Below are 25,245 nucleotides of genomic sequence, written 5' to 3'. Positions count from 1 at the left end.
CCACGATGCCGACCCAGCCGCTGAACGTGCTGTTCCTCTGTACCGGCAATTCCGCTCGCTCGATCCTCGCCGAAGCGATCCTCAACCGCGACGGCGACGGCCGATTCCGCGCCTTCAGCGCCGGCAGCAATCCGGCCGGAACGGTCAGTCCCTGGGCTATCCATACGCTCGACAAGCTGGGCTATCCGGCTGATGGATACCGCTCGAAAAGCTGGAACGAGTTCGCGCAAGGTCCGCAGTTCGATCTGATCTTCACGGTCTGCGACAGCGCGGCGGCGGAAACCTGCCCCGTCTGGCCGGGCCGGCCGGTCAGCGCGCACTGGGGCATTCCCGATCCTGCGGCAGTCGACGGGAGCGATGCGGAGAAAGCCGCGGCTTTCCTCGATGCGTTCCGCATGCTCAAGCGGCGGATCGATCTGATGCTCGCCCTGCCAGCCGACAGCCTCGAGGATGTCGCGCTGCGCGAACGGCTGCACGCGATCGGGCAGGAGGCGGACGGACGATGAGCGCATCCGCTGCCAGTCCTGCCGCGCCCATCGACACCCGCGCCGCGGGCCTGGGCCTGTTCGAGAAATGGCTCTCGCTGTGGGTCGCCGGCGCGATCCTTTGCGGCCTTGCGCTCGGCAGTCTCGCGCCGGACATCTTCGGCGCGCTCGCCGCGATCGAATATGCCTCGGTCAATCTCGTGGTCGCGGTCCTGATCTGGGCGATGATCTTCCCGATGATGGTGGCGGTCGATTTCTCGGCCGTGCGCCGGGTCGGCGACAAGCCCAGGGGCCTCATCATCACGCTGGTGGTGAACTGGCTCGTCAAGCCCTTCACCATGGCCGCGCTCGGCGTGCTGTTCTTCGAAGTCGTCTTCGCCGATCTGATCGCGCCGGCCGACGCGAGGGAATACATCGCGGGGCTGATCCTGCTTGGCGCCGCGCCCTGCACCGCCATGGTGTTCGTCTGGTCGCAGCTTACCAAAGGCGATCCGGCCTATACGCTGGTGCAGGTGGCGGTGAACGATCTGGTGATGATCGTCGCCTTCGCGCCGATCGTCGCCCTGCTGCTCGGGGTCGCCGACATCGCCGTGCCGTGGGAGACGCTGCTTCTCTCGGTCGCGCTCTACGTCGTCGTGCCGCTTGCGGCGGGCGCATTCGTCCGCCGCCGGCTCCTCGCCGCGCACCACGGCGATCCGGGCGCGGTGGATCGCTTCACCGGCCGCCTCAAGCCGCTCTCGATCCTCGGGCTGCTCGTGACCGTGGTGCTATTGTTCGGCTTCCAGGCCGAAACCATTCTCGCGCGGCCGCTCCTCGTCGCGCTGATCGCCGTGCCGATCGTGATCCAGAGCTACGGCATCTTCCTCATCGCCTATGGCGCGGCGAAGGCCTGGCGCGTGCCGCACGCGATCGCCGCGCCCTGCGCGCTGATCGGCACCTCGAACTTCTTCGAGCTCGCCGTGGCGGTCGCGATCGGGATGTTCGGGCTCGGCAGCGGCGCGGCCCTGGCGACGGTGGTGGGCGTGCTGGTGGAAGTGCCGGTGATGCTCTCGCTGGTCGCGCTCGCCAACCGGACCCGCGGCGCGTTCCCGGACGGCTGATCCGGGGCCGGTCGACGCTCGCTCACAAACCATTTTCCTACACGCCGAAAATTTGCAATCTGCTTGCGGGCTATGTCCGACCGAGTCGCCTGCCCCTTCGTGTCTTCGCGTCCTTGCGTGAACCCAATCAGCGCTGATGGAGCCGCATGCGGCGCCGTGGCAGGCCCTGGCCTGCCGGGGGTCGTTCGCTTCCACCCGCAAGCCCCGGGCGGAGCGTCGCGGCGCGCTACCGGCAGCACGGCACACCGGGACGCAGGGGCTCGCAGCCATGCCGCAAGGTTACACATGACATGCAAGGTGACACTTGCCCCGGGGACCGTGTCACTCGTGTCAACACCCCCTTCCCGCCCGAGGCCCTTGCGGCGCCGGGCGAACGGGAACCCGCCCCACCGGGTCGACCGTTGGTCCCGTGAGGAGACGAGCGATGAGCGAACCCGAGCGGGACGAGGCGATCCATATCGAGGCGCAGGACGCGCGCGGGGCGGAGATCGTCCTGCGCAAGCGGCGCAACCGGCTGATCTTCATCGCGGGGCTCGCGGCGTTCGTCGTGCTGACGATCCTCGTGCGGCTGCTGGGCTGAGGATGGCCGGCTCGGCTGGGGACGAGGGCGCGGCGCTCTACCTGCTGTGGATCGATCCGGCGGCGGAGGTGCCCGGCGGGCTCGACCTGCACGGCGACGGGCATCCGCTGGCGGAAACGCTGTGGCTGGTCCGCAGCTGGCTGAGCCGCTCGCGGCTCTACCACCGGATCAAGCGGCAGTTGCCGGCCGGCGCCGCGCTGCTTGTTGCGCCCCTCGCCGACACGCGGGAGGGCTGGCCCAAGTTCAAGGGGATGGAAGCGGGCGCGCTCGCCTGGCTGCGCGGCGCGGGCGGCTAGGCGGCGGTGAGGAAGGCGACCAGCGTCTTGACCTTCTTCTGCCGCCACTGGGGCAGCGGGGCGACGAGCCAGTACGCACGGCGCCCTTCGTCCGGGCCTTCGAGCACCGTCAGGCGGCCGTCCTCCAGCGCGTCTTCCACCAGCAGGTACGGGAGCACCGCCTTGCCCAGCCCGGCGATCGCGCTCGACAGGGCCTGACCGGCGTTGCCGACCTCGACCGTCGGCTCGGCGCCTTCGGGCAGCGGGGCGCCGGGCCAGTCGATCCAGGCGCTCAGTACTTCCTCGGGCGCGTCCTTGGCGGCGACGACCACGCGGCGTGCCGGGGCGAGCTCGACGCCCTCCAGCTCGCCCGGCCCGTCGACCAGGCGCACGGCGACGTCGAGGTTGGTCTCGGTGAAGTCGGCATGCTCGTCGGCCACGAAGCGGAAGCGGATGCCGGGGTTGGCCTTGCGGAAGGCGGACAGGCGCGGGGCGAGCCACTGGGCGTAGAACTCGCGCGGGGCGGCGATCGTGTAGCGGTCGCTCGCCTGCCCGGCCTGCATCGACTGGACCGACTCTTCGAACTTCAGAAACCCTTCGCGCAGCGCGTCGAGCCCGGCGAGCCCTTCCTCGGTCAGCTCCAGCCCCTTCGAGGTGCGGCGGAACAGCACGGTGCCGAGGTGATCCTCGAGCGCGCGTATCTGCTGGCCGACGGCGGCCGGCGTCACCGCCAGCTCGTCCGCGGCGCGGGTGAAGGAGAGGTGCCGCGCGGCGGCGTCGTAAACGCGCAGGGCGTTGAGGGGCAGGTGCGTGCGCTTCATCGTGCCGGTGCGGATAGCGGCAAGCCGCCTCTGCCGCAATCGGGCGCCGTGTCACACAAGCGTAACACGCGGCTTGCAAGTGGGTCTGCGAGGGCTTGGCACTTCCATGGACGTACTCACGCAGGGCGCGGCCGAGCGGGCCGAAGGCGGCAGCGCGGCGCCGGCGGAGCGGTACGTCAACCGCGAGCTTTCCTGGCTTTCGTTCAACCGGCGGGTGCTGGCGGAGGCGGAGAACGAGCGCTATCCGCTGCTCGAACGGCTGCGCTTCCTGTCGATCTCGGCCAGCAATCTCGACGAGTTCACGATGATCCGGATCGCCGGGCTCGAGGGCCAGGCGACTCGGGGGATCGAGACGACCGCGATCGACGGGCTGGATCCGCGCCAGCAGCTCGCCGCGATCCGCGAGCAGGTGCTCGCGCTCGACAGCCGGCAGCAGCGCACGCTGGAGACGCTGCGCGGCCTGCTCGCCGCAGAGGGCATCCTGATCGCGGAGATCGACCAGTTGGACGAGCGCCAGCGCGCCTGGCTGGTGACCTACTTCACGACCGACATCCTGCCGCTGATCACGCCGCAGGCAATCGATCCCTCACACCCCTTCCCCTTCGTCGCCAACCTCGGCATGGGCGTGCTGTTCCGGTTGAAGCGCGGCAAGCGCCAGCCCGATCTGGTCGAGATGGTCCTGATCCCCAGCGGCGCCCCGCGCTTCGTGCGGGTGCCGGGTGAGGAGGCAATCTACGTCGCGATCGAGAAGCTGATCGTGCGCTATGCCGACCAGCTCTTCCCCGGCTTCCGCATTCTCGGCGACGGCCTGTTCCGCGTGCTGCGCGACAGCGACATCGAGGTGGAGGAGGAAGCCGAGGACCTCGTCCGCCTGTTCCGCACCGCGATCCAGCGGCGGCGGCGCGGACGCGCGGTGCTGCTCGAGCTCGACGAGAACTGCGACCCCGCGGCCGAGGCGCTGCTGCGCGAGCAGTTCGACGTCGATACGGCGATGGTCGCCAAGACCGCCGGCATGCTCGGCCTGCGCCACCTGAGCGCGATCTGCGGCGAACCGCGCCCGGACCTCAAGTTCGCGCCCTTCGCCTCGCGCTATCCCGAGCGCATCCTGGCGCACGACGGCGACTGCTTCTCCGCCATCCGCGAGAAGGACATCGTGATCCAGCACCCTTACGAGAGCTTCGAGGTGGTCGTCGACTTCCTCCACCAGGCGGCGGTCGATCCGGCGGTCGTCTCGATCAAGCAGACGCTCTACCGCGCCGGCGACCAGTCGCCGGTGATCGCCGCGCTGATCGATGCGGCACAGGCGGGCAAGGCAGTGACCGCCGTGGTCGAGCTCAAGGCCCGCTTCGACGAGGAGCGCAACCTGCACTGGGCGGCGGAGCTCGAGCGCGCCGGCGTGCAGGTCATCTACGGCTTCATGGACTGGAAGACCCACGCCAAGGTCAGCCTGGTCGTCCGGCGCGAGGAGGAAGGCTACCGCACCTACTGCCACTTCGGCACCGGCAACTATCACCCCACCAACGCGCGGATCTATACCGACCTCAGCTACTTCACCGCCGATCAGGCGCTCGGGCGGGACGCGGCCAAGCTGTTCAACTTCATCACCGGCTACGTCGAGCCGCGCAGCACCGAATGCCTGGCGATCTCTCCGATCGGACTGAAGGAAAAGCTGTTCGAGCTGATCGACCGCGAGATCGCGAACGCCCGCGCCGGCCGGCCCGCCGGCATCTGGGCCAAGCTCAACGCGATCACCCACAGCGAACTGATCGACCGGCTCTACGCCGCGAGCGCGGCGGGAGTGGAGATCCAGCTCGTGGTGCGCGGCATATGCTGCCTGCGCGCGGGCGTGCCCGGCCTGTCAGAGAACATCGAGGTCAAGTCGATCATCGGCCGGTTTCTCGAACACAGCCGCGTCTGGGCTTTCGGAAACGGGCACCGCCTGCCGAGCAAGCATGCCGCCGTCTACCTGACCTCCGCCGACGCGATGAGCCGCAATCTCGACCGGCGGGTGGAAGTGCTGGTGCCGCTGGCGAACAAGACGGTCCACGACCAGGTGCTCGAGCAGGTCATGCTGGCGAACATCCTGGACACCGAACAGAGCTGGCAGTTGCAGCCGGACGGGGAGTACGCGCGCATGCGCATGGGCGAAGGCGGCTTCAACTGCCACGACTACTTCATGAGCAATCCCTCGCTCTCGGGCCGCGGCGCGGCGCTGAAGGCGGGCGCGGTGCCCAAGCTGCGCCTGGAAGGAAGCGGCGCGTGACCAGCCTGCGTGCCTTCGCCTGGCGCGGCCTGCGCGTGGCCCCCGCCGATCGCCGGGCGGTGATCGACATCGGGTCGAACACCGTGCGGCTGGTCGTCTACGACGGTCCCCAGCGCGTGCCGCGCACGATGTGGAACGAGAAGGTCGTCGCGCGGCTGGGCCGCGATCTTGCCGAGACCGGCCGCATCCCGGACGAAGCGAGCGAGCAGGCGCTCGCCGCCCTCGCCCGCTTCGCGCTGCTGACGCGCGAGCTGGGCGTGACCGACGTGCAGACGGTCGCCACGGCAGCGGCGCGCGACGCGGAGAACGGCGCCGAGTTCCTGGAACAAGTCCGGGCGCTGGGGCTCGCGCCGCAGCTCCTGAGCGGAGAGGACGAGGCGATCGCCGCCGCCTACGGGGTGATCGGTGCCTTCCCGGATGCGCGCGGCACGGTCGCCGACCTCGGCGGGGGCAGCCTCGAACTGGTCGCGGTGGAAGATGGCGCATGCCGCGACGGCGCGACCCTGCCGCTCGGCACCCTGCGCCTGCCCGCCCTGCGCGCGAAGGAAGCGCCGGGCTTCAAGCGCGCGGTGAAGAAGGCGTTCGCGAACGCCGGCGGGGCGGCAGCGCAGGCCGGACCGCTCTATCTGGTCGGCGGAACCTGGCGCGCGCTCGCCGCCTACGCGATGCACGACGCACGGCATCCGCTGACCGACCCGCACGGCTATCGGCTCGAGGTGCCGGAAGCCGACCGGATCGCGCGCGCCCTGACCCGCACCGATCCGGCGAAGCTGGTCGAGATCGAGGGGATCGGCGCAATACGCGCGCCTTCCCTGCCCGATGCGGCGGCATTGCTGCGGATCATGCTCGCCGAAATCGAGCCGGAGGCGCTGGTGTTCTCGAGCTGGGGGCTGCGCGAAGGGTTGCTCTTCCGGCGACTCGATGCGCTGGAGCGTGCGAAGGACCCGCTGATCGTCGCGGTGGCGGATTTCGCCGCGCCGATGAAGAGCGCGATCACCGACGCGGCGCTGATGTCGGCCTGGGTGGTCGGCGTGACCGAACCGGGCGGCGGCGAGAGCGAGCGGTTGCGGCTCGCCGGCGCGCTGCTGTCGCTGGCGCTGCACCGGGTGGAGCCGAACTTCCGCACCAGCCAGGCGGTCGAATGGGCGCTCGACAAGCGGTGGATCGGCCTCGACGCGCACGGACGAGCGATGCTCGCCGCGATGATGCTCGGGAGCTGCGGAAAGACCTCCTGGCCGAGGCGCGTGGCCGCGCTCGCGCCGGAGACGGATCTCAGACAGGCGGTAGGCTGGGGGCTCGCCATGCGCCTCGCCCGCCGCATGAGCGCAACATCGCGCGTATCCGTAACAACGAGCGCGCTCGAACGCGACGGAACTAGCCTGGTGCTGCGCCTCGACCAGAGCCGCGCGGCACTCGCCGGCGAAGGCGTCATGCGCGATCTCGCAGCGCTGGGGGATTGGCTGGGGCTGACGCCGGAGCTGCGCGTCAGCGATTGAGCGACCCGGGCCGTGGACTCATGATCGTCCTCGCTGGTCGATGGCGGCTGCCACGCATATTATGCATCGGCCATGCACACAAAGATGTCGCTTCTTCTGCTCTGCTTCGTCGCGGGATGTGTGACGAAGGAGCCCGCGCGTCACCTGGAGTTCGGATGCGAGGATATTGCCGTGGTCGGGCGAATAAAAACGCTCGACCAAACGGCCATCCAAGGCAACGATCCTCTCCCTGGCTGGCAAAGTGCATATCGGCTTCAGATCCACATCAAGCGGGTGGTTCGCGGTAGCGAACACAGGCGACTGGTCCCGGCGACAGCCTTAGCTCATGCGCAAATTCGCGATGACCGCGATTTCCTGATTGTTCTCACGCCAGACGGTGCCGGTGGCTACTCCGTGGCGGCTGCCTCTTTGTGGCAACACCGGCCCAGGCTCAGCGCGTCATGCTCGCCTGCGTCTGGGATCTGACGGACACTATCGGACGCCGCCTCCGACTGTGGCATCGAGATGATCAGCACTTCCGTTCGCGCTCATCATGAGTTGAGGGCGCTAGTCCGCGGTCGCGGGCGCTGCGAGGGGGAAATAGGGGATGCGCACTTCGAGCGGCGTGCCGTCGGCGCGGTGGAAGGTGTAGAACCCTTCCATCGATCCGTGGGGTGTCCCGAGCGGGCAGCCGGACACGTAGTCGTGGCTGTCCCCCGGTGCGAGCACCGGCATCTCGCCCACGACGCCCTCCCCGTCGACCAGATTGACCCCGCCGCGCGAGTCGGTGATCCGCCAGTGGCGGGTGATCAGCTGCACCCGCTCGTTGGAGCCGTTCTCGATCCGGATGTGATAGACCCAGAACCACTTGCCCGCCTCGGGCTGCGACTGCTCGGGCAGGAAGTTCACCGCCACGCGGACGGTGATCCCTTCGGTGATCGCGGCGTGCTGGAACAACTGTTTCATTGCGTCGGCGAGAATAGAGGCAATGGGCGGGGCCGGTAAAGGGCGCGTTTGTGGTGATTTTGCGTTCATCGTCATCCCGGCGAAAGCCGGGATCGTTAGCCGCCCGCGCGCCGCTGGAAAGCTTTCCCGGCTTTCGTGGGGATGACGGCGGCTCCTGACGCGGCGCCGGCGGTGAGCCGAATCAGAACCCCGCGGCGGACAGTGCGCGGTCGAGATCTTCCTTGAGGTCTTCCGGATCCTCGAGCCCCACGTTGAACCGCAGAAGCCCCTCACCCACGCCCATCTCGGCGCGCGCCTCCGCCGTCATGCCGGCGTGCGTGGTACTCGCAGCGTGGCACATCAGGCTGCGCGCGTCGCCGATATTGTTGGAGATATCGACCAGTTCGAGCGCGTCGAGCACCGCGAAGGCCTTCTCGCGGCTTCCGACATCGAACGCGAAGATCGGGCCGAAGGCATCCATCTGCTTCGCGGCGATGGCATGGCGCGGGTGGCTCTCGAGCCCGGGATGGAGCACGCGGGGCACCCGGCTTTCGATGAAGCGGCCGAGTTCCAGCGCGGTCTCGCTCTGGCGGTGTGCGCGCAGCGGAAGCGTCTCGAGCCCCTTGTGCACGACCCAGGCATTGAACGGCGACAGGTTGGGCCCGGTGTTGCGCTGGAACGGCAGCAGGACCTCATCGACGAACTCGCGCGTGCCGCATACGGCACCTGCGAGCACCCGGCCCTGCCCATCCATCAGCTTGGTCGCCGAATAGGCCACGACATCGGCGCCGAATTCCATCGGGCGCTGGAGCACCGCGGTGGCGAAGGCGTTGTCGACGACGGTGGTGATGCCGTGGGCCCTGGCGAGACCGCAGACGAATTCGAGATCGACCACGTCGAGCGTCGGATTGGCCGGGGTCTCGAAGAAGAACACCTTCGTGTTGGGCCGGATCGCGGCTTCCCACGCGGCGTCGTCGGTGCCGTCGATCACGGTCGCCTCGATGCCGAAGCGCGGACAGAGGTGGTCGACCAGCCAGCGGCACGACCCGAACGCTGCGCGCGCGGCCACGACATGATCGCCGTGCGAAAGCTGGCAGAGGAGAGCCGCAGTCATCGCCGCCATGCCGCTGGCCTGTGCGCGGCATGCCTCGGCACCCTCGATCAGCGCGATCCGCTCCTCGAGCATCGCGACCGTCGGGTTCTGCAGGCGGGAATACGTCATCCCCTCGGCTTCGCCAGCAAAACGCGCGGCAACGCTGGCCGCATCGTCGTAGCTATAGCCGGAGGTGAGGAATAGCGCTTCGCTGGTTTCGCCGTGCTCGGAGCGCCAGGCGCCTCCTCTTACAGCACGGGTTGCGGGGCGCCAGGTGCGTGTGGCGGCGCGGTTCATTCCGGTGGTCTTCTTCATCGCGGCCGCTCTAACGGCGGGGAAGCCCCCGGCGCAATGAAAAAGGAATATCCGTTATAGAACCGCGCCTACCAGTACGCAGTGGAGCGATCAGACGCTCACCGGATCTTCATCGTCGTCGTCGGTCACGAGCAGGGCGATCATGCCCACGGCCGCGATCGCGACGATGATCAGCGCCGGGCCGATCTGGCCAGCAAGCTTGGATTCTCCGCTCACGGGCTCGGAAGCGCGGTCGGCGATCTGAGCCTGCGCTGCGACCGGAGCGGCGACCAGCGACGCCGCAGCCATAGCTGGGAGGAGATTGCGAAGTTTCATAGACTATTACCCTTCCGTTCGGGACCGAAGTTCCTGAGGAGAGACGGGCTTTAAGCTAAAACGTTCCCTGCCGTCACCCAATTTTTTTAGAAAATGCAACGGCCGGGCGCGCAAAGATCACGCTTTGTGAAAGTGGGATCCGCCTTCGTCCAGGTGCATCGGGTCCTGCGGAACCCCTTCTTCCCATCCATCCTCGGCGCGCCACATCCGCGTGCGGCACCAGCGGCAACGGCCGACATATATCTGCCCTTCGCGGCGTATGCGGCGACGGTTGACCTGATGGCCGAGGACCATGCAAACAACGTGACGAGCCATTCTTGCGCAACTCCGTTTCTCTGCGCCCCCGACACTTGTTCTTTCCGACCGGCTTCTCCCCGTGTGAACGTCCGGTCGTTGCTCTATACAGGGATTTATTAACTAATGTAACGCCCCGTTCGACTTGCTCCATCGCGGGACGAGCACTATCCGTCGCGTCAATGAACGAGGCGCCCGATCATCCGCGCGACCCGGCCAGGTGGAGCGCCGCGATCGCCGTCGTCTTCTTCGTGCTCTGCCTCGTGCGAATCGGCATCCCGGGCACCCCCTATTTCGACGAAATCCATTACCTGCCCGCGGCACGGGCGTTGCTCGACGGAAGCGAATACCTCAATCGCGAGCACCCCCTGCTAGGCAAGGAGATACTCGCGCTGGGCATTGCGCTGCTGGGTGACAACCCCTGGGGCTGGCGCCTGTTCCCGGCGCTGGCAGGTACGGGTGCGCTCTACGCATTCACGCGCGCGCTATGGTTCGCCAGCCTCTCGCGCTTCGCCGCGGTCGCCTACGGCGCGCTGCTGGCGAGCGGGTTCGCGCTGTTCGTGCACAGCCGCATCGCGATGCTCGACGTGTTCTTCGTCGCTTTCCTCGCGCTTGCGCTCTGGCAATGCGCCGCCGCTGTACGCGAGCCCGAGACCGGGCGGCGCCGGCTCGCGATCGCCGGCGTGGCGATCGGGCTGGCGATGGCCGCGAAGTGGAACGCGGTGCCGCTGGCGGTCGTGCCGGGCCTCGCCTTCTTCGCCGCGCGGCTGGCGGCGGGACGGCGACGACTCTTCACCAGTCGCAGGGGTATTCCGGTGCCCGGCGTGTCGCTGCTCGAAGCCGCACTGTGGCTCGGCCTCGTGCCGCTGGCAGTCTACGCGGCGACCTTCCTGCCGACTTACGGCTTCGACAAGGGCGCGCTCCAGCCCGGCGGGCTGATCGAACTGCACCGCCAGATCGTCGCGCTGCAGGAAAGCGTGGTCGAACCGCACCCGTACCAATCGCGCTGGCCCGAATGGATCTTCAACCTGCGCGCGATCTGGTATCTCTACGAGCCGGTCGACGGCGCGCAGCGCGGGATCCTGCTGATCGGCAATCCGCTGACCATGCTGCTCGGGCTGCCGGCGATGGTCTGGGTGATCTGGAGAGGCGCCGGGGGCGACCGCGCGGCGCTGTCGGTCGCGGTGCTCTACGCAGTAAGCCTCGGTTTCTGGATGGTCGTGAACAAGCCGGTCCAGTTCTACTATCACTACTTCCTGCCGAGTTGCTTCCTGCTCGCCGCGCTCGCGCTGGCGCTGGCCGAGCTTCGGCAGCGCGGCTGGCGGCGATCGACGACGGCAACGCTCCTCGCGAGCGTGGCGCTGTTCGTCTGGTTCTACCCGATCCTGAGCGCCGCGCCGCTCGTCGGGGAGCACAGCTTCGCGTTCTGGATGTGGCTCGACGGGTGGCGGTGACGTCGACCTCGGGCGAAGGTCACCTGCGGCGCCAGACGAAGCGGCTCGACAGGGCGTAATTCCACACCGCCCCGACCAAGATACCTGCTCCCGCAGCGAGGAGCCAGTGGAGGTCTTGCTGCTTCAGGAGTCCCGCGACCGCCACGTTCGCGACCGCACCCACGGCGCAGGTGGCGCAGAAGGCCGCCCAGCCGCGCAGGAACGCGCCACCGCCCGTCAGCCGGCGGTCGCGGTAGGTGAGCCAGTTGTTGAGCCAGAAGTTGAACGTCATCGCTGCGAAAGTCGCCGCCGCCTGCGCCGTCAGGAACGCCGTCCCGAATGCGCGGTAGAGCAGCGCCAGCACCACGAGGTGGACCAGCACGCCGAGCCCGCCGACGGTGCCGAACAGCGCGAAGCGGGTCGGAACCACGCGGCCGAAGCCCTTGTCGTAGAGGCCGACCAGGAAGTCGAACGCGATCGCGCGGTCGAGCTTGCTGGTGCCGCTGCGACGCTCGCCGAACTGCAGCGGAAACTCCTTCACCCGCAGCGGCGCGGGGGCGCTCGCGAGCAGATCGAGCAGGATCTTGAAGCCGATGCCCGATAGACGCGGCGCGAGCGCGCGCGCTCTGGCAGTCTCCATCAGGAAGTAGCCGCTCATCGGGTCGGTCAGCTCGACCCCGGCGATCCGGCGCGCGAGGCGGTTGGCCAGACGGGAGCCCTTCTCCCGGCGTGCGCTCGGGAGCCCATCGAGGCTGGCACCGTCGACGAAGCGGCTGGCCACCGCCACCTCGCATTCGCCGCGCTCCACGGCGCCGAGCATGGCAGGGAGCAGCGCAGGATCGTGCTGGTGGTCGGCGTCCATCACGGCGACGAACGGGGCGGCGGTGGCACAGATGCCCTCGACCGCGGCCGAGGCGAGCCCGCGCCGTCCGATCCGCTCGATCACTCGCACCCGTGCATCTGCACGCGCGAGGCGCCGCGCTTCTTCCGCCGTGCCGTCGGGACTGACGTCGTCGACCACGATCGCTTCCCACCCCTGGGGCCCGAGCGCCGCGTCGATCCGCGCGATCAGGGGCGCGAGGTTCTCGCGCTCTTCGAGCGTGGGGAGGACGATGGCGAGAATCGGTGACGGGGGTGCCATATTATTAGCCCGTCGCCCCTGCCGAGGCAGGGATCCAGATGACACGTGGCGAGCGCCGATGCGGTAGCAAGATGCCGAGGGCATGAAAGTCGTGATGGGAGGCCACACGGAACATCGGCCCTGGATAGGCGCCTGCCTTCTTGGGGGCGACGAAAATTTCGACGCTGTCTCGCTTCAAAGCCGCTCCAGCACCGCATCGCCTACGGCTTCGGTGCCCGCATCGCCGCCGAGGTCCGCGCCGCGCACCCCGTCGGCAAGCGCCTTCGCCACGGCCGCTTCGATCCGCGTCGCTTCCGCCTCGCGGCCGAAGCTGTGGCGCAGCATCATGGCGGCGGAGAGGATCGTCGCCATCGGGTTGGCCTTGCCCTGCCCGGCGATGTCGGGCGCGCTGCCGTGGATCGGCTCGTAGAGTCCGAACGTGCCGTGCGCGGTTTGCCGCTCGCCAAGCGAGGCGCTGGCAAGCAGGCCGATCGAGCCGACGCACATGCTCGCCTGATCGGAAAGGATGTCGCCGAACAGATTGCCGGTCACGACCACGTCGAACCGGCCCGGATCGCGCACAAGCTGCATCGCGGCATTGTCGACGTACATGTGCTCGAGCGCAACGTCAGGATATTGGGCGGCGACGTCGTTCACGACCTCGCGCCAGAGTTGGCTCGTTTCGAGCACGTTGGCCTTGTCGACGCTGACCAGCCGCCGGTCGCGCCCCCGCGCCGCGCGGAATGCGACGTGCGCGATGCGGCGTACCTCGTCCTCGGCGTAGGCCATCATGTCCCAGCCCTGCCGCCGGCCATCGTCGAGCGTTCGCATGCCCTTCTCGCCGAAATAGACATCGCCGTTGAGCTCGCGCACGATCAGCAGATCGATCGCGCGGGCGATCTCAGGCCGCAGCGCGGACATGGCTTCAAGGCCGGGGAAAGTCGTGGCTGGCCGCAGGTTCGCGAAGAGGCCGAGCTCTGCCCGGAGCCCGAGGATCGCCTGTTCGGGTCGCAAATGCCGCTCCAGCCCGTCGCAGGCCGGATCGCCCACCGCGCCGAACAGAACGGCATCGGCGGCGCGCGCCATCTCGAGCGTCTCGGCCGGCAGCGGGTGGCCGTGGCGGTGGTAGGCCACACCGCCGACGTCGCCTTCGAACAGCACCATGCCCGGCAGGTCGAGCGCCTGAAGCACGCGCACCGCCTCTCGCGTGACTTCGGGGCCGATCCCGTCGCCGGGGAAGATTGCGATCTTCATGGTGCTGGATTTCCTTCGTCTCACGCGCGATTTGCGACTGCAGGCGACCAGGAGCGCCGTTTCACCCGGCCATTTTCGCCAGCCGCTCGCGCAGCATGGCGCGGGCGGCCATAACATCGCCCCGGCGGTCGGCAAGCAGGTAGCGCTCCAGCAGAGGCCCCTGTGCGGCAAGGATTTCCAGCAGCGACTCAAGCCCCGCTTCGGCAGGCGGCGGTGCGCCCCCGTAGCCGAGTTCGCGCAGCAGCAGCGCCTCGTAAGCGACCAGCGCCCGCAGCCAGCCGCGCGCCGAGGGCGCGTGACAGATCGCATCAAGAAGAGCGATCAAGGCGCTGTAGAGATTGGGATAGGGGTTGCGCTCAGGCAAGGCAGTGGCGGTCAGCGCGGTGACCCAGCCGATCGCCGCGGCCGGAAGCGGTTCGGCCAACCATGGGCCGCGGCTCTCGGTCAGTTCCAATCGCGCGAACGGAAGCTGGCTGTCCGATCGCGCGCGCAGGTCGACCTCGACGACATTGGCCGGGATCACCACCGGCCGAAGCTGCCGCCCGCGCCCGCCAGCCACATAGCCGGCGACGAGCCCATGCTCTTCGGTCAGCATCCGCGCGATCACCGCCGTCTCCCCATGCGGCCGCGCGGCGAGGAGGATGGCGGGTGCGCGAAAGTTCATCGCGCGCGGCGGATCACCCGCCGCCGATGCGGGCTTCGAGGGCGGCGAGGCGGTCGGCGAGGGCTTCGTTTTCCTCGCGCGCGCGGGCGGCCATGGCCTTGACCGCGTCGAATTCCTCGCGGCTGACGAAGTCCATCCCGCCCATCGCTTCCTTCACCCGCTCGCGGGCACTTTCGCGCGCCTCACGCGTCATGCCGGCAAACGTGCCGGCGGCTCCGTTGAGGAGCTTCACGAAATCGGCGATCATCGGGTTCTGGCTCTGCATGCGCGCTATTTGGGCGCGGGCGGCGCGAAGCTCAACTCAAATTTCGATCCGCTGGACGGCGCCGCGGCTCTGGTCCGCCCCGTCCGCCTCGGGATTGAGGCGCAGGAACTCGCAGTTGAGCAGCGTGGCGAACAAAATCCACGCGAGGTAGGGCAGCAGGAGCAGCGCGGCCGGCCGGCGCACCCGCCAGAACAGCACGATCGTCGCGATCACCAGCACGTCGAGCGCCAGCAGGATGCCGAGCGCCGCAGTCATCTGGTGCATGCCGAAGAACACCGGCGTCCAGGCGAGATTGACCACGAACTGCAGGCCGAAGAGCGCGACCGCCGCCGTCCGCCCGCGCGCACCCCAGGCGGCACAGACGAGTGCGAGCGCGAAGCCCATGACCGCATAGAGGATCGTCCACACGATCCCGAACCAGATCGGCGGCGGGAATATGGCGGGCTTGATCAGACCGGCGAACCAGGCGTTCTCGGGGCCGCTCTGCGCGAGATTGCCCGCAAGGAAGCCGAGCAGCATGCAGGCGGGAACGGTGAACAGCGCCCAGCGCATGACGCTGGCGCGCAACTGTCCACGCGAGGCAAGTGCGGTCATTGAATCTCCCCGAGGACCGGCGATTCGGCCGTTGCGAATACTGGCGGGACTCCTTCGGCCGCACAAGCAAGCCTCCCCGCGGCGTGCCAGTGCGGGATGGCGCTCAATTTCGCGCTGCCGAGATCAGGAACTCGACGTTGCCCTCCGGCCCGGTGATGGGGCTCTCGACGATCCCCTGCACCGCCCAGCCCAGCCCTTCGAGCCATTCGCGCACTTCGTCGCAGACGCGCGCATGCAGCGCCGGATCGCGCACGACCCCGCCCTTGCCGACTTCATCCCGCCCGACTTCGAACTGCGGCTTGATCAGCGCCACCAGCCGGCACTCACGCGCAGCCAGTTCCAGAGGTCTTTCCAACACCTTGGCGAGTGAAATGAAGGAAGCGTCGCAAACGATCCAGTCGCACGCCCGATCGATCTGCGCGCGCGTGAGAATGCGCGCGCTGGTCTGTTCGAGCACGGTGATGCGCGGATCCTGGCGCAGCTTCCATGCGAGCTGGTTGGTTCCTGAATCGACCGCGAAGACGTGTTCGGCACCGTTCTGCAACAGCACGTCGGTGAAGCCGCCGGTCGAGCTGCCGATGTCCATCGCCACTGCGCCCGCCGGATCGAGCGCGAAGTGCTCCAGCGCGTGCGCCAGCTTGATCCCGCCGCGCGAAACCCACGGGTGATCGCGCCCGCGCACCTCCAGCGGCGCATCTTCCGCCAGTTGCTGGCCGGCCTTGGCGAGCTTGGTTTCGCCCGAGAACACGAGGCCTGCCATCACCAGCGCCTGCGCACGGGTTCGGCTTTCCGCGAGGCCGCGGGCGACGAGCAACTGATCGAGGCGCTGTTTGGCAGGCATGGACCCGAACCCCGTTAACGGTCATTGTCGCTTTGAGAAACCGGGAGATTCGCTTGAACTACCGCCGCGCCCTTGCCGTTGCCACCACCTGCCTCGCGCTCGCCTCCTGCGTCACCCCGGCGCCGGAGCCGGCCCCGCCCCCTCCCGCACCCGAGCCGGCGCCCGCGCCCGCCCCGCCGCCGGTGGCGCCGCCGGCCTACGACAACTGGATGGATGCGCCGGCTACCCCGGGCGACTGGTACTTCCGCAGCACGGCGGGCGGATCGCAGGCAGTGTTCGGCCCGGCAAACAGCGAGGCGATCTTCGCGCTCACCTGCGATCGCGCCGCGCGCACGATCACGATGACCCGCGCCGGCAGTGCAGCCGGAGCAACGGCGATGAACATCCGCACCGAAACCAGCGACCGCGCAGTTCCCGCACAGCAGGCGGGCACCGGGCTCTCCATGCTCGCCGCCACGCTGCCCGCGGCGGATCCTCTGCTGGCCGCGATGGCCTTCTCCAAGGGGCGGTTCGCGGTCGAGACCCAGGGCCTCGCGACGCTCTATATCCCGAGCTGGCCCGAAGTGACGCGGGTGATCGAGGATTGCCGGTAAATTCACGTGATCGCGGCAACAAAAAAAGCCCGCGAAACACGGGCCACAGCGATCAATTCTGACGTGGGAAAAGTTTTTTTCAAGGCTTGTTTTCCCGGGCCCGCTGACTCACATTCTCAAGTGAGGCCAGCGGCGAGCGCGGCTCTCACCCGGCGGTGAAACGCCAGGTTCGGCTACATAGCGCGAAAGGAGGTGATCCGATGTCTCATGGTTCAGCAGGGAGGTCGGTACGTTTCCGCGCGAGGCACTATCGCTGAGCAGACAGCGATAGAGGTTTCGTGAGCGGCGCTATCGGCCGCTGACCATGCGAAAGGTCGTTTCGGCTCAGGCCGAAGCGGCCTTTCTCATTTTGCGGCCAGAGGCGTTTTCGCGAAACGATCGGTCTTGCCCTGCCCGCTTCTCCCCATTACGCGGCGCTGCATGGATTTCGAACACATCCCCCACGCCGCCCCGGTTCCCTCCGCCACGCGCGACGAGGCGCTTGCCAACCCGGGTTTCGGCACGCTCTTCACCGATCACATGGTCGAGATCGACTACGACGCGAACAAGGGCGGCTGGCATGCCGCGAAAGTCTGCCCGCGCCAGCCGATCAGCCTCGATCCGGCGGCGGCGGTGCTGCACTATGCGCAGGAAATCTTCGAAGGGCTCAAGGCCTATCGACATGAGGACGGGGGGATCGCGCTCTTCCGGCCGGAGGCGAACGCACGGCGCTTCAACCAGTCGGCCGACCGCATGGCGATGCCGCACCTGCCCGAGGAGATGTTCCTCGAATCGATCCGCCGCCTGATCGCGGTCGACAAGGACTGGTTTCCCACGGTCGAAGGCGGATCGCTCTACCTGCGGCCCTTCATGTTCGCGAGCGAGGCATTCCTCGGCGTGCGCCCGGCGAAGCAGTACAAGTATCTGCTGATTGCGAGCCCGGCCGGCAATTACTTCAAGTCTGGCGCGCCGGCGGTGAAGATCTGGGTCAGCCGCGATTACGTACGCGCGGCTCCCGGCGGCACGGGCGCTGCGAAGACTGGCGGCAACTACGCCGCGAGCCTCGTCCCCCAGGCCGAGGCGATCGAGAAGGGTTACGACCAGGTCGTGTTCCTCGACGCCGCCGAGCGCAAGTGGATCGAGGAACTGGGCGGCATGAACCTGTTCTTCGTGTTCGACGACGGGAGCGTCGTCACTCCGCCGCTCACCGGCACGATCCTGCCCGGCATAACGCGCGACAGTCTGATCCAGCTCCTGCGCGAGGAGGGGCTGACGGTGCGCGAGGAGCCCTACTCCATCGACCAGTGGCGCGACGACGCACAGAGCGGACGCCTGGTCGAGACGATGGCCTGCGGCACCGCCGCGGTCGTCACGCCGGTTGGCACGGTTGCCGGACCGGACGGGGAGTTCACCATCGGCGGCGGCGGACCGGGCCAGATCACCAGCAAGCTGCGCGACAAGCTCGTCGGCATCCAGCGCGGCCGGGTGGAAGACAGCCACGGCTGGGTGATGCGGCTTTAGTCGCAAAATTGATCCTCCCCATTTTTGCGCAGCCAAATGGGGAGGTGGCGCCCGCCGCAGGCGGGTGACGGAGGGGTCTTTAACATTACCCCTCCACCACGAGCCGCTTACGCGTCTCGCGGTCCCCCTCCCCATTTGTCCTGCGGAAAAATGGGGAGGATCTTGGCTGGGCTTACATCGGCGGCAGGGCGCGGCGTAATTCTTCCAGCCACACATCCGCGACCGCGTCGCTCGGTGCGCGCCAGTCGCCGCGGGGGCTTAGCGCGCCGCCGGCGCTGACCTTGGGACCGTTGGGGATCGCGCTGCGCTTGAACTGGCTGAAGGCGAAGAAGCGCTTGAGGAAGTTCTCCAGCCACTTCGCGATCGTGGCGAGATCGTATTCGTTCTTCGCCGCCTCGGGAAATTCAGCCGGCCACAATCCTGCGCTGGCGTCCTTCCACGCGTGCCACGCGAGGAAGGCGATGTGGCCCGGCGCGTGGCCCCAGCGGATCGTGTGGTGAAGGAAGAAGTCGTTGAGCTCGTAAGGGCCGATCACGCTCTGCGTGGACTGTATCTGGCCGTCCTCACCCACGGGCACGAGCTCGGGACTGATCTCGGTCGCAAGGATCGCCTCGAGCACCGCATCGGTCTCCGGATCGAACTGGTCGGTGCGTGTGGTCCAGCGGATCAGGTACTGGATCAGCGTCTTGGGCACGCCGGAATTGACCGCATAGTGGCTCATCTGGTCGCCCACGCCATAGGTGCACCAGCCGAGCGCCAGCTCCGACAGGTCACCCGTTCCGAGCACGAAGCCCGAATGCTGCCCGGCGAGGCGGAACAGATAATCGGTGCGCAGGCCAGCCTGCACGTTCTCGAACGTGGTGTCGTAGACCGGCTCGCCCTTGGCGAAGGGATGGCCGATGTCCTCCAGCATGCGCTGTGCCGCGGGGCGGATGTCGATCTCCTCCGCCGCAATGCCCATCGCTTCCATCAGCTTCCAGGCGTTCGACTTGGTCCCTTCCGACGTGCCGAAGCCGGGCATGGTGTAGCCGCGGATCGTGGTGCGCGGCAGATCCAGTCTGTCGCAGACCTTGGCCGCAACGAGCAGCGCGTGCGTGCTGTCGAGCCCGCCCGAGACTCCCAGCACCATGTGCTGCCCGTTCGTCGCCTGGAAACGGCGCATGAGCGCGTCGACCTGGATGTTGAACGCCTCGTAACAATCCTCGTCCAGCTTGTGCGGCCGGTTGGGGACGAAGGGGAAGCGGCGGATCGGGCGGATCAGGCCGCTGTCGCCCGGTGCTGCGGCATGCTCGAAGCGAACGCGGCGGTAGAGGTCCTCGGGCCGCCCCGCGGCCTCGGCGCCATCGTTGAAGGTCTGCATCCGCATCCGGTCGCCCAGGATCCGGGAAACGTCGACGTCGGCTATGCACAGCTCAGGTTCGAGGTCGAAGCGCTGGCTCTCGGCGAGCAGGTCGCCGAGCTCGTAGACCATGCCCTGCCCGTCCCACGCGAGGTCGGTGGTGCTTTCGCCGTGACCGCTGGCCGAATAGGCATAGGCGCAGGCCGCCCGGCTCGACTGCGACCGGCACAGCATGTGCCGCTCGTCGGCCTTGCCGATGGTGATGTTCGAGGCCGAGAGGTTGAGCACGATCGTCGCCCCCGCCAGCGCCGCGCGCGTCGACGGGGGTTCGGGCGCCCAGAAGTCCTCGCAGATTTCGAGGGCGAAGCAGAAGCCGGGCAGGTTCTCCGCTTCGAACAGCAAGTCGGTGCCGAACGGCGCGACTTCACCGTCCACCGTGATCTCCAACCCGATGCAGCCGCGCCCGTGGGCGAACCAGCGCTTCTCGTAGTACTCGCGGTAGTTGGGCAGGAAGCTCTTGGGCACCACACCAAGCAGCCGCCCGTCCGCGACCGCCAGCCCGCAATTGTAGATGCGGCCGTTCCTGCGCAGCGGCGCGCCGACCACGGCGACCGGCGACAGCTCCGCGCTCGCCGCCACGATCTCGCGCACGCCCCGCTCGACCGCGTCGAGCAGCGCCGACTGCATGTGCAGATCGTCAATCGCGTAGCTGGACAGCGACAGCTCGGGAAAGAGCACCACGTCCGCCTGCCGCTCGTGCGCCTTGCGCAACTCGTCCAGGATGCCCGCGACATTGGCCGCGACGTCAGCGGTCCGCGTGCGGGGCGTGGCGGTGGCGACGCGCACGAACCCGTGGGTGCGGCGGTCGAAGAACGGGTGATCGGTATGGTCGGTCATGCGCGAAGCGCATTGTCCACCATGTCCAGCGCGACTGCAAGCGCGGCGATGCGCACGCCGTCGCGACCGATCGCACCGAAGTGCTCCTCGCGGTGCGCGATCTCCCCGCCGTGAGCACCGCAGGCGAAGTGGACCAGGCCTTCCTCGTCATCGTCGTCGCCCGGCCCCGCGAAGCCGGTGATCGCCACACCGATGCCCTTGCGCGAGCGGTCGAGCGCGCCCTTCACCATAGCGACCGCGATCTCGCGGCTCACCGCCCCGCACCGCTCCAGGTCGCCGCGGTCAACCCCCAGCAGGTCGCACTTGGCATCGTCCGAATAGACGACGAAGCCGCGCTCGAAGATATGGCTGCACCCCGGCACGTCGGTCAGCAGCGCCGCGAGCATGCCACCGGTGCAGCTCTCCGCCGTTATCAGCGGAATCTCGCGTTCGGCTGCGCGTTCGAGCACGGCGCAGGCCTTTTCCGACAGGTCTTCGGGCAGGATCGGGTCCAGGGTTTCGGTCTTCGTCACGCGGCAAGCAACTCCTCGGCGCCGGGCGCCTGCTCGAGCAATTCGATCAGCCCCCGTTCCTCGCGGGTCAGCCACTGGGTCGCGCGCGGCAGCCGCAGGGTGGCGCGCCACTCCTCCTGCCGTTCCACCAGATCGATCACGGCCGGGTGGACATAGCTCTTGCGCGTCACCGCAGGCGTGTTGCCGAGATGCTCCGCGACGACGTCGAGCATGGCCTTGAGCGGCAGCCGTTCCGACGCTTCGGCCAGCATCTGGAATCCGAGCACGCTCGCGTGCCAGGTACGGAAGTTCTTGGCGGTGAAATGCTCGCCCATGGTCTCGCACAAGTACTGGTTCACATCCTGCGAACCGACCGCGTGCAGGTCGCCCTCGTCATCGATGTACTGGAACACGTGCTGCCCGGGCAGATCCTGCATCATGCGCACGACGCGCGCCAGGGCGCCGTCGGTCAGCGAGACCTCGCGCAGCTTGCCCGATTTGCCCTTGTAGCGCAGCCGCAGGGTCCGCCCGGTCACCTCCGCATGGCGTTGGCGCAGCGTGGTCGCACCGTAGCTGCGGTTCGCCTTGGCATAGCCCTCGTTCCCGATCCGCATCGCACCGAGATCGAGCAGGCGCACGACGCTCGCGATCGCGTGCTCCCGGGTGAGCGTGCGGCCGGAGAGGTCCTCCTCGACGCGCTTCCGCACCAGCGGGAGGAGATTGCCGAAAACGAGGCAGCCGTCGAATTTCTCTCCCTCGCGAGCCGTTCGGAAATCCGGGTGATAGCGATACTGCTTGCGTCCCTTCGCATCGGTCCCGGTCGCCAGGATATGGCCGTTCGGCGCGGGGCAGAACCAGGCATCGGTATAGGCGGGCGGCAGGGCGACCGCGTTCAGGCGCTTGCGCTCTGCGGGGTCGCGGATCAGCTTGCCATGCACGTCGTAGTAGGCCCAGCCCTTCCCCGCCCGCTTGCGGGTGATGCCCGGCAGCTCGTCGTCGACATAGATGAGCTTGGGCGCGCGGGTGGCCATGGGACAAGGAACCGCGCTTCCCGCTTGCGGTTCCGGGCGTCCCGACCCATTTCGTGTGCTCGACGCACAAACAGGGAGCCCGCGATGGCCGATCCGACCTACATCCCGCCCGAAGTCTGGACCTATACCGAGAACGGCGGGAAGTTCGCCGGCATCAACCGCCCGACCGCCGGTGCGCGCGAGGAGCGCGATCTGCCGGTCGGCGAGCATCCGTTCCAGCTCTACTCGCTCGCCACGCCCAACGGGGTGAAGGCCGGCGTCATGCTCGAGGAATTGCTCGAGGCAGGTCACGCCGCGGAATACGACGCCTGGACCATCGAGATCTCGGACGGCGACCAGTTCACCAGCGGCTTCGTCGGCGTGAACCCCAACAGCAAGATCCCCGCCCTGCTCGACCGCAGCGGGCCGGAGCCGGTGCGCGTGTTCGAAAGCGGCGCGATCCTGATGCACCTGGCAGAGAAGTTCGGCGCCCTGCTCCCCACCGACCGCACCCGTGCCGAAGTGCTGAGCTGGCTGTTCTGGCAGGTCGGCAGCGCCCCGTTCATCGGCGGCGGCTTCGGTCATTTCTATGCCTATGCGCCGGAGAAATACGAGTATCCGATCAACCGCTACGCGATGGAAACCAAGCGGCTGTTCGACGTCGCCAACCAGCGCCTGGCGCAGAGCGAGTATCTGGGCGGAAAGGACTACACTATCGCCGACATCGCGACGTGGCCCTGGCTCTCCCCCTTCGTCCTCGGCGGCATCTACGGCGAGGCGCGCCAGTTCCTCTCGATCCACGAATACGAGCACGTCGATCGCTGGGTCCGCCAAATCGCCGAGCGTCCGGCCGTCCGCCGCGGCCGCCTGGTCAACAAGACCTGGGGCGAGGAAGACGAGCAACTGCGCGAGCGCCACTCGGCCGCCGATTTCGACGGCAAGAAGCTCTGATCGCCCCCTTCCCCTGGCGGATCAAACCGCTATAGGGGCCCGCGCTGCTGGGGCGTCGCCAAGTGGTAAGGCACCGGTTTTTGGTACCGGCATTCGCAGGTTCGAATCCTGCCGCCCCAGCCAACCGCGGAATTCGAAGTCTGGATGAACTTCGGATTGAGCGGATGGCCGATCTCCCGTTCATTAAGCAGGCGCGGCGATTTGCCCCCCGCAGTCGTAGATCAGAAATCCGCTGCCCGCTTTGCCGGGCCGAAGCGGGCGACGAGGCTGTAGGCGGAGCCGACGAAATGCTGGCGAACCTGCGTGATGCCTTCGTTTCCGCGCCAGGTGCGCCGCTCGACGAAGAGGCAGGGCGCGCCGGCCGGCAGTTTCAGCTGTGCGGCGATGCCGGCGCTCGCTGCAACGGAGGCGATCCGGCTTTCCGCTTCGGTCCATGGGACGTGCTTCAGAAGCCATGCGCCCGGCGAATCCGCGCGGAACGGCTGAGAGGCCATCTCCGGCACTGCGGAAAGGCAGACCAGCCGCGATTCGCAAGCGAGCGGCACGTCGTCGGCGAAATGAACACCCGCGATCATCAGTAGTTCGCCATCGTCCGCCAGCCCCGCCTCCCGCGCTTGCGGCGTGCCCGGCGGCAGGATCGTCCGCTCGGACAATTCGAAGCGATAGCGCTGGCCGCGCTGTACGATCTCCTGCTCCAGATCGGGAATATCGAGCATCATCGAATGGGCTTTCGGGCGCGCGACGAACGATCCCGCGCGCTTGCGCCGTTCGATCAGCCCTCCGTCGGCGAGCGCCGAGAGCGCCTTGCTCACCGTCATTCGCGAGCAGCCGTAATGCTGCATCAGATCGTGTTCGGTCGGCAGGCGCGAGCCGGGCGTGCGTACGCCGGTGAGGATGTCCGCCTCGATCTCGCTGCGGATCTTCTCGTGCAGGGGCAGGTTCACGCGATCAGCGCCCCGATCGCCTTGCGGTAGCGGGCCGCGATGGCGTCGCGCGCGACATGGCGGCCGCCGCTGACAAGCTTGTCGCCGCGCCGCCATACGCAATCGACGGCGCTGCGGCCGGCGGCGAACAGGAAGCCGTCGAGGATCGCGGCGGCGGGGCGATCGGCGAGCGAGGGATGGTCGGCGTCGAGGCTGACGACATCGGCCGCGTTCCCGGCTGCCAATCCGGCCGGTGCGCCCAGCGCCTGCGCGCCGCCCGCCAATGCCGCATCGAATATCGCCTGCCCGGTGGAGCAGTCGCTGCCCGGCGCCATGACATTGCGCGAGCGCGCGGCCAACCGTTGGCCATATTCGAGCCAGCGAAGCTCCTCGGCCATATCGATCAGCACATTCGAATCGGAACCGATGCCGAACCGCCCACCGGCGGCGAGGAACGCGGAGGCGGGAAACAGGCCGTCGCCCAGATTGGCCTCGGTCACCGGACACAGGCCCGCGACGGCGCCGATGGCCGCCAGGGCCGTCACTTCCGCCGCGGCCATATGGGTCGCATGGACCAGGCACCAGCGCGCATCGACCTCGGCATTGTCGAGCAGCCATTCCACGGGCCGCCGGCCGCTCCACGCCAGGCAATCGTCCACTTCGCGCACTTGTTCCGCGATATGGATATGCACGGGCGCGGCCCCGGCCATCTGCTGCAGCAGCCGCAGTTCCTCCGCGGTAACCGCACGCAGACTGTGCGGCGCGATGCCGACGAGCGCATCCGGGAGTGCCGCCGCGGCCTCCCTAGCGGCTTCGAGCAGGCGCGCGAAGCTGTCGGGATCATGGACGAAGCGGCGCTGCCCCTCGTTCGCGGGAAGGCCACCGAATCCGCTGTGAGCGTAGAAAACCGGTAAATGCGTCAGAGCGATACCGGTCTCGGCGGCGGCCGCGATGATTCCGTGGGTCAGTTCCGCCGGATCGGCATAAGGCGATCCGTCCGGGTCGTGATGAACGTAGTGGAACTCGCCGACGCGCACGAAGCCCGTTTCCAGCATCTCGACATAGGCGAGCGCTGCAATGGCGTGCAGCGCCCCGGCGTCGATCCGGTCGACGAAGCGATACATGATTTCGCGCCAGGTCCAGAAGCTGTCGTCGCCCGCGCCGCGTCGCTCGGCCAGCCCCGCCATGCCGCGCTGAAAGGCGTGGCTGTGAACATTGGGCATGCCGGGAATGGCGATCGCGTGGCGCTCGTCGGCCGAAGCCGGATCGACTCCGATTTCGACCGCCGCGATAACCCCGCCCTCGATTGCAAGGCGCACGTTCTCGGCCCAGCCGCCGGGCAGCAAGGCACAGTCGAAATGAATCGTGTGCCGGCGTGCAGGGGATACGTCGTGGCTCATTCGCGGGCC

Annotated in this window: 25 protein-coding genes and 1 tRNA gene; 11 read left to right on the top strand and 15 right to left on the bottom strand. The window is 68.0% G+C overall.

What is annotated here, in order from left to right; translation table 11 throughout:
• The first annotated feature begins 5 nt into the window (after nucleotides 1-5).
• From JNO53_RS09925 to JNO53_RS09910, 4 genes are all read left to right on the top strand, one after another.
• Complete coding sequence (locus JNO53_RS09925; protein ID WP_203110347.1) at nucleotides 6-506, top strand: arsenate reductase ArsC; 501 nt, start codon at nucleotides 6-8, stop codon at nucleotides 504-506.
• A complete protein-coding gene (gene arsB, locus JNO53_RS09920; RefSeq protein WP_203110345.1) occupies nucleotides 503-1,585 on the top strand; it encodes an ACR3 family arsenite efflux transporter in 1,083 nt (360 codons plus the stop codon). Before JNO53_RS09925 ends, arsB begins: the two co-directional genes overlap by 4 nt.
• A 424-nt stretch (nucleotides 1,586-2,009) precedes the next feature.
• Complete coding sequence (locus JNO53_RS09915; protein ID WP_203110343.1) at nucleotides 2,010-2,165, top strand: peptide ABC transporter permease; 156 nt, start codon at nucleotides 2,010-2,012, stop codon at nucleotides 2,163-2,165.
• A 2-nt stretch (nucleotides 2,166-2,167) separates the two neighbouring features.
• Nucleotides 2,168-2,461 carry a hypothetical protein gene (locus JNO53_RS09910; protein WP_203110341.1) on the top strand — a complete coding sequence of 98 codons (294 nt, stop codon included), beginning with the start codon at nucleotides 2,168-2,170 and terminating at the stop codon, nucleotides 2,459-2,461.
• Here the strand turns inward: JNO53_RS09910 and JNO53_RS09905 are convergent.
• Nucleotides 2,458-3,261: a LysR substrate-binding domain-containing protein gene (locus JNO53_RS09905; protein WP_203110513.1), complete on the bottom strand. Its 804-nt coding sequence runs from the start codon at nucleotides 3,259-3,261 to the stop codon at nucleotides 2,458-2,460. The two genes, JNO53_RS09910 and JNO53_RS09905, sit on opposite strands and share 4 nt — an antisense overlap.
• Before the next feature lie 106 nt (nucleotides 3,262-3,367).
• On the opposite strand from JNO53_RS09905, the gene JNO53_RS09900 reads away from it, so the two are divergent.
• Together JNO53_RS09900 and JNO53_RS09895 are read left to right on the top strand one after the other, a co-directional pair.
• Nucleotides 3,368-5,524, top strand: a complete 2,157-nt coding sequence (locus tag JNO53_RS09900; protein WP_203110339.1) for an RNA degradosome polyphosphate kinase — start codon at nucleotides 3,368-3,370, stop codon at nucleotides 5,522-5,524.
• Entirely contained in the window at nucleotides 5,521-7,020 is a 1,500-nt protein-coding gene (locus JNO53_RS09895; RefSeq protein ID WP_203110337.1) for a Ppx/GppA phosphatase family protein, read from the top strand. The genes JNO53_RS09900 and JNO53_RS09895 overlap by 4 nt, the downstream gene beginning before the upstream one ends.
• A gap of 546 nt (nucleotides 7,021-7,566) precedes the next feature.
• Here the strand turns inward: JNO53_RS09895 and apaG are convergent.
• From apaG to JNO53_RS09880, 3 genes are all read right to left on the bottom strand, one after another.
• Entirely contained in the window at nucleotides 7,567-7,965 is a 399-nt protein-coding gene (gene apaG / locus JNO53_RS09890; protein ID WP_203110335.1) for a Co2+/Mg2+ efflux protein ApaG, read from the bottom strand.
• 181 nt (nucleotides 7,966-8,146) lie between these two features.
• On the bottom strand, nucleotides 8,147-9,352 hold the full coding sequence (locus tag JNO53_RS09885; protein ID WP_203110332.1) for a trans-sulfuration enzyme family protein: 1,206 nt from the start codon (nucleotides 9,350-9,352) through the stop codon (nucleotides 8,147-8,149).
• 90 nt (nucleotides 9,353-9,442) lie between these two features.
• Complete coding sequence (locus JNO53_RS09880; protein ID WP_203110330.1) at nucleotides 9,443-9,667, bottom strand: hypothetical protein; 225 nt, start codon at nucleotides 9,665-9,667, stop codon at nucleotides 9,443-9,445.
• 476 nt (nucleotides 9,668-10,143) lie between these two features.
• Between JNO53_RS09880 and JNO53_RS09875 the strand changes: the two genes are divergently transcribed.
• On the top strand, nucleotides 10,144-11,415 hold the full coding sequence (locus tag JNO53_RS09875) for a phospholipid carrier-dependent glycosyltransferase (protein ID WP_203110328.1): 1,272 nt from the start codon (nucleotides 10,144-10,146) through the stop codon (nucleotides 11,413-11,415).
• 19 nt (nucleotides 11,416-11,434) lie between these two features.
• Here the strand turns inward: JNO53_RS09875 and JNO53_RS09870 are convergent, their stop codons facing one another.
• The 6 genes from JNO53_RS09870 to JNO53_RS09845 all read right to left on the bottom strand — a co-directional run bounded on the left by JNO53_RS09870 (nucleotide 11,435) and on the right by JNO53_RS09845 (nucleotide 16,132).
• Nucleotides 11,435-12,535 (bottom strand): glycosyltransferase, encoded by a 1,101-nt coding sequence (locus tag JNO53_RS09870; RefSeq protein WP_203110322.1) that lies wholly within the window; start codon nucleotides 12,533-12,535, stop codon nucleotides 11,435-11,437.
• 174 nt (nucleotides 12,536-12,709) lie between these two features.
• Nucleotides 12,710-13,768, bottom strand: a complete 1,059-nt coding sequence (gene leuB / locus JNO53_RS09865; protein WP_203110320.1) for a 3-isopropylmalate dehydrogenase — start codon at nucleotides 13,766-13,768, stop codon at nucleotides 12,710-12,712.
• A gap of 61 nt (nucleotides 13,769-13,829) precedes the next feature.
• Nucleotides 13,830-14,432: a DNA repair protein RecO gene (gene recO / locus JNO53_RS09860; protein ID WP_203110313.1), complete on the bottom strand. Its 603-nt coding sequence runs from the start codon at nucleotides 14,430-14,432 to the stop codon at nucleotides 13,830-13,832.
• Nucleotides 14,433-14,445: 13 nt separating this feature from the next.
• Entirely contained in the window at nucleotides 14,446-14,697 is a 252-nt protein-coding gene (locus JNO53_RS09855) for an accessory factor UbiK family protein (RefSeq protein ID WP_203110311.1), read from the bottom strand.
• 36 nt (nucleotides 14,698-14,733) lie between these two features.
• The gene (locus JNO53_RS09850; RefSeq protein ID WP_203110309.1) at nucleotides 14,734-15,291 is read right to left on the bottom strand and encodes a TspO/MBR family protein; all 558 of its coding nucleotides are present in this window, start codon (nucleotides 15,289-15,291) and stop codon (nucleotides 14,734-14,736) included.
• A 103-nt stretch (nucleotides 15,292-15,394) separates the two neighbouring features.
• Nucleotides 15,395-16,132 (bottom strand): TlyA family RNA methyltransferase, encoded by a 738-nt coding sequence (locus JNO53_RS09845; protein WP_203110307.1) that lies wholly within the window; start codon nucleotides 16,130-16,132, stop codon nucleotides 15,395-15,397.
• A gap of 53 nt (nucleotides 16,133-16,185) precedes the next feature.
• Between JNO53_RS09845 and JNO53_RS09840 the strand changes: the two genes are divergently transcribed.
• Together JNO53_RS09840 and JNO53_RS09835 are read left to right on the top strand one after the other, a co-directional pair.
• On the top strand, nucleotides 16,186-16,725 hold the full coding sequence (locus tag JNO53_RS09840; protein WP_203110305.1) for a hypothetical protein: 540 nt from the start codon (nucleotides 16,186-16,188) through the stop codon (nucleotides 16,723-16,725).
• A 420-nt stretch (nucleotides 16,726-17,145) separates the two neighbouring features.
• The gene (locus JNO53_RS09835) at nucleotides 17,146-18,225 is read left to right on the top strand and encodes a branched-chain amino acid aminotransferase (protein WP_203110303.1); all 1,080 of its coding nucleotides are present in this window, start codon (nucleotides 17,146-17,148) and stop codon (nucleotides 18,223-18,225) included.
• 172 nt (nucleotides 18,226-18,397) lie between these two features.
• On the opposite strand, the gene JNO53_RS09830 is transcribed toward JNO53_RS09835, so the two are convergent.
• From JNO53_RS09830 to JNO53_RS09820, 3 genes are read right to left on the bottom strand one after another with little or no spacing between them, the layout of a single operon-like run.
• Entirely contained in the window at nucleotides 18,398-20,461 is a 2,064-nt protein-coding gene (locus tag JNO53_RS09830; RefSeq protein WP_203110301.1) for an NAD(+) synthase, read from the bottom strand.
• A complete protein-coding gene (locus JNO53_RS09825) occupies nucleotides 20,458-20,973 on the bottom strand; it encodes a nicotinamide-nucleotide amidohydrolase family protein (RefSeq protein ID WP_203110295.1) in 516 nt (171 codons plus the stop codon). Before JNO53_RS09825 ends, JNO53_RS09830 begins: the two co-directional genes overlap by 4 nt.
• Nucleotides 20,970-21,983, bottom strand: coding sequence for a DNA topoisomerase IB (locus JNO53_RS09820; RefSeq protein ID WP_203110293.1), 1,014 nt, complete (start codon nucleotides 21,981-21,983; stop codon nucleotides 20,970-20,972). The genes JNO53_RS09825 and JNO53_RS09820 overlap by 4 nt, the downstream gene beginning before the upstream one ends.
• A gap of 84 nt (nucleotides 21,984-22,067) precedes the next feature.
• Between JNO53_RS09820 and yghU the strand changes: the two genes are divergently transcribed.
• Both yghU and JNO53_RS09810 read left to right on the top strand, forming a co-directional pair.
• The gene (gene yghU / locus JNO53_RS09815; protein ID WP_203110291.1) at nucleotides 22,068-22,913 is read left to right on the top strand and encodes a glutathione-dependent disulfide-bond oxidoreductase; all 846 of its coding nucleotides are present in this window, start codon (nucleotides 22,068-22,070) and stop codon (nucleotides 22,911-22,913) included.
• 48 nt (nucleotides 22,914-22,961) lie between these two features.
• Nucleotides 22,962-23,036, top strand: a tRNA-Gln gene (locus tag JNO53_RS09810).
• Between the two features lie 98 nt (nucleotides 23,037-23,134).
• Here the strand turns inward: JNO53_RS09810 and hutC are convergent.
• Both hutC and JNO53_RS09800 read right to left on the bottom strand, forming a co-directional pair.
• Nucleotides 23,135-23,857: a histidine utilization repressor gene (gene hutC / locus JNO53_RS09805; RefSeq protein ID WP_203110289.1), complete on the bottom strand. Its 723-nt coding sequence runs from the start codon at nucleotides 23,855-23,857 to the stop codon at nucleotides 23,135-23,137.
• Complete coding sequence (locus tag JNO53_RS09800; RefSeq protein ID WP_203110287.1) at nucleotides 23,854-25,236, bottom strand: formimidoylglutamate deiminase; 1,383 nt, start codon at nucleotides 25,234-25,236, stop codon at nucleotides 23,854-23,856. Before JNO53_RS09800 ends, hutC begins: the two co-directional genes overlap by 4 nt.
• Nucleotides 25,237-25,245: the final 9 nt, after the last annotated feature.

This window comes from Altererythrobacter sp. C41, from assembly GCF_016803135.1.
Taxonomy (GTDB): Bacteria; Pseudomonadota; Alphaproteobacteria; order Sphingomonadales; family Sphingomonadaceae; genus Pelagerythrobacter.
Note: the sequence above shows the minus strand (reverse complement) of the source record. Positions and strands in the feature narration are given on the sequence as shown.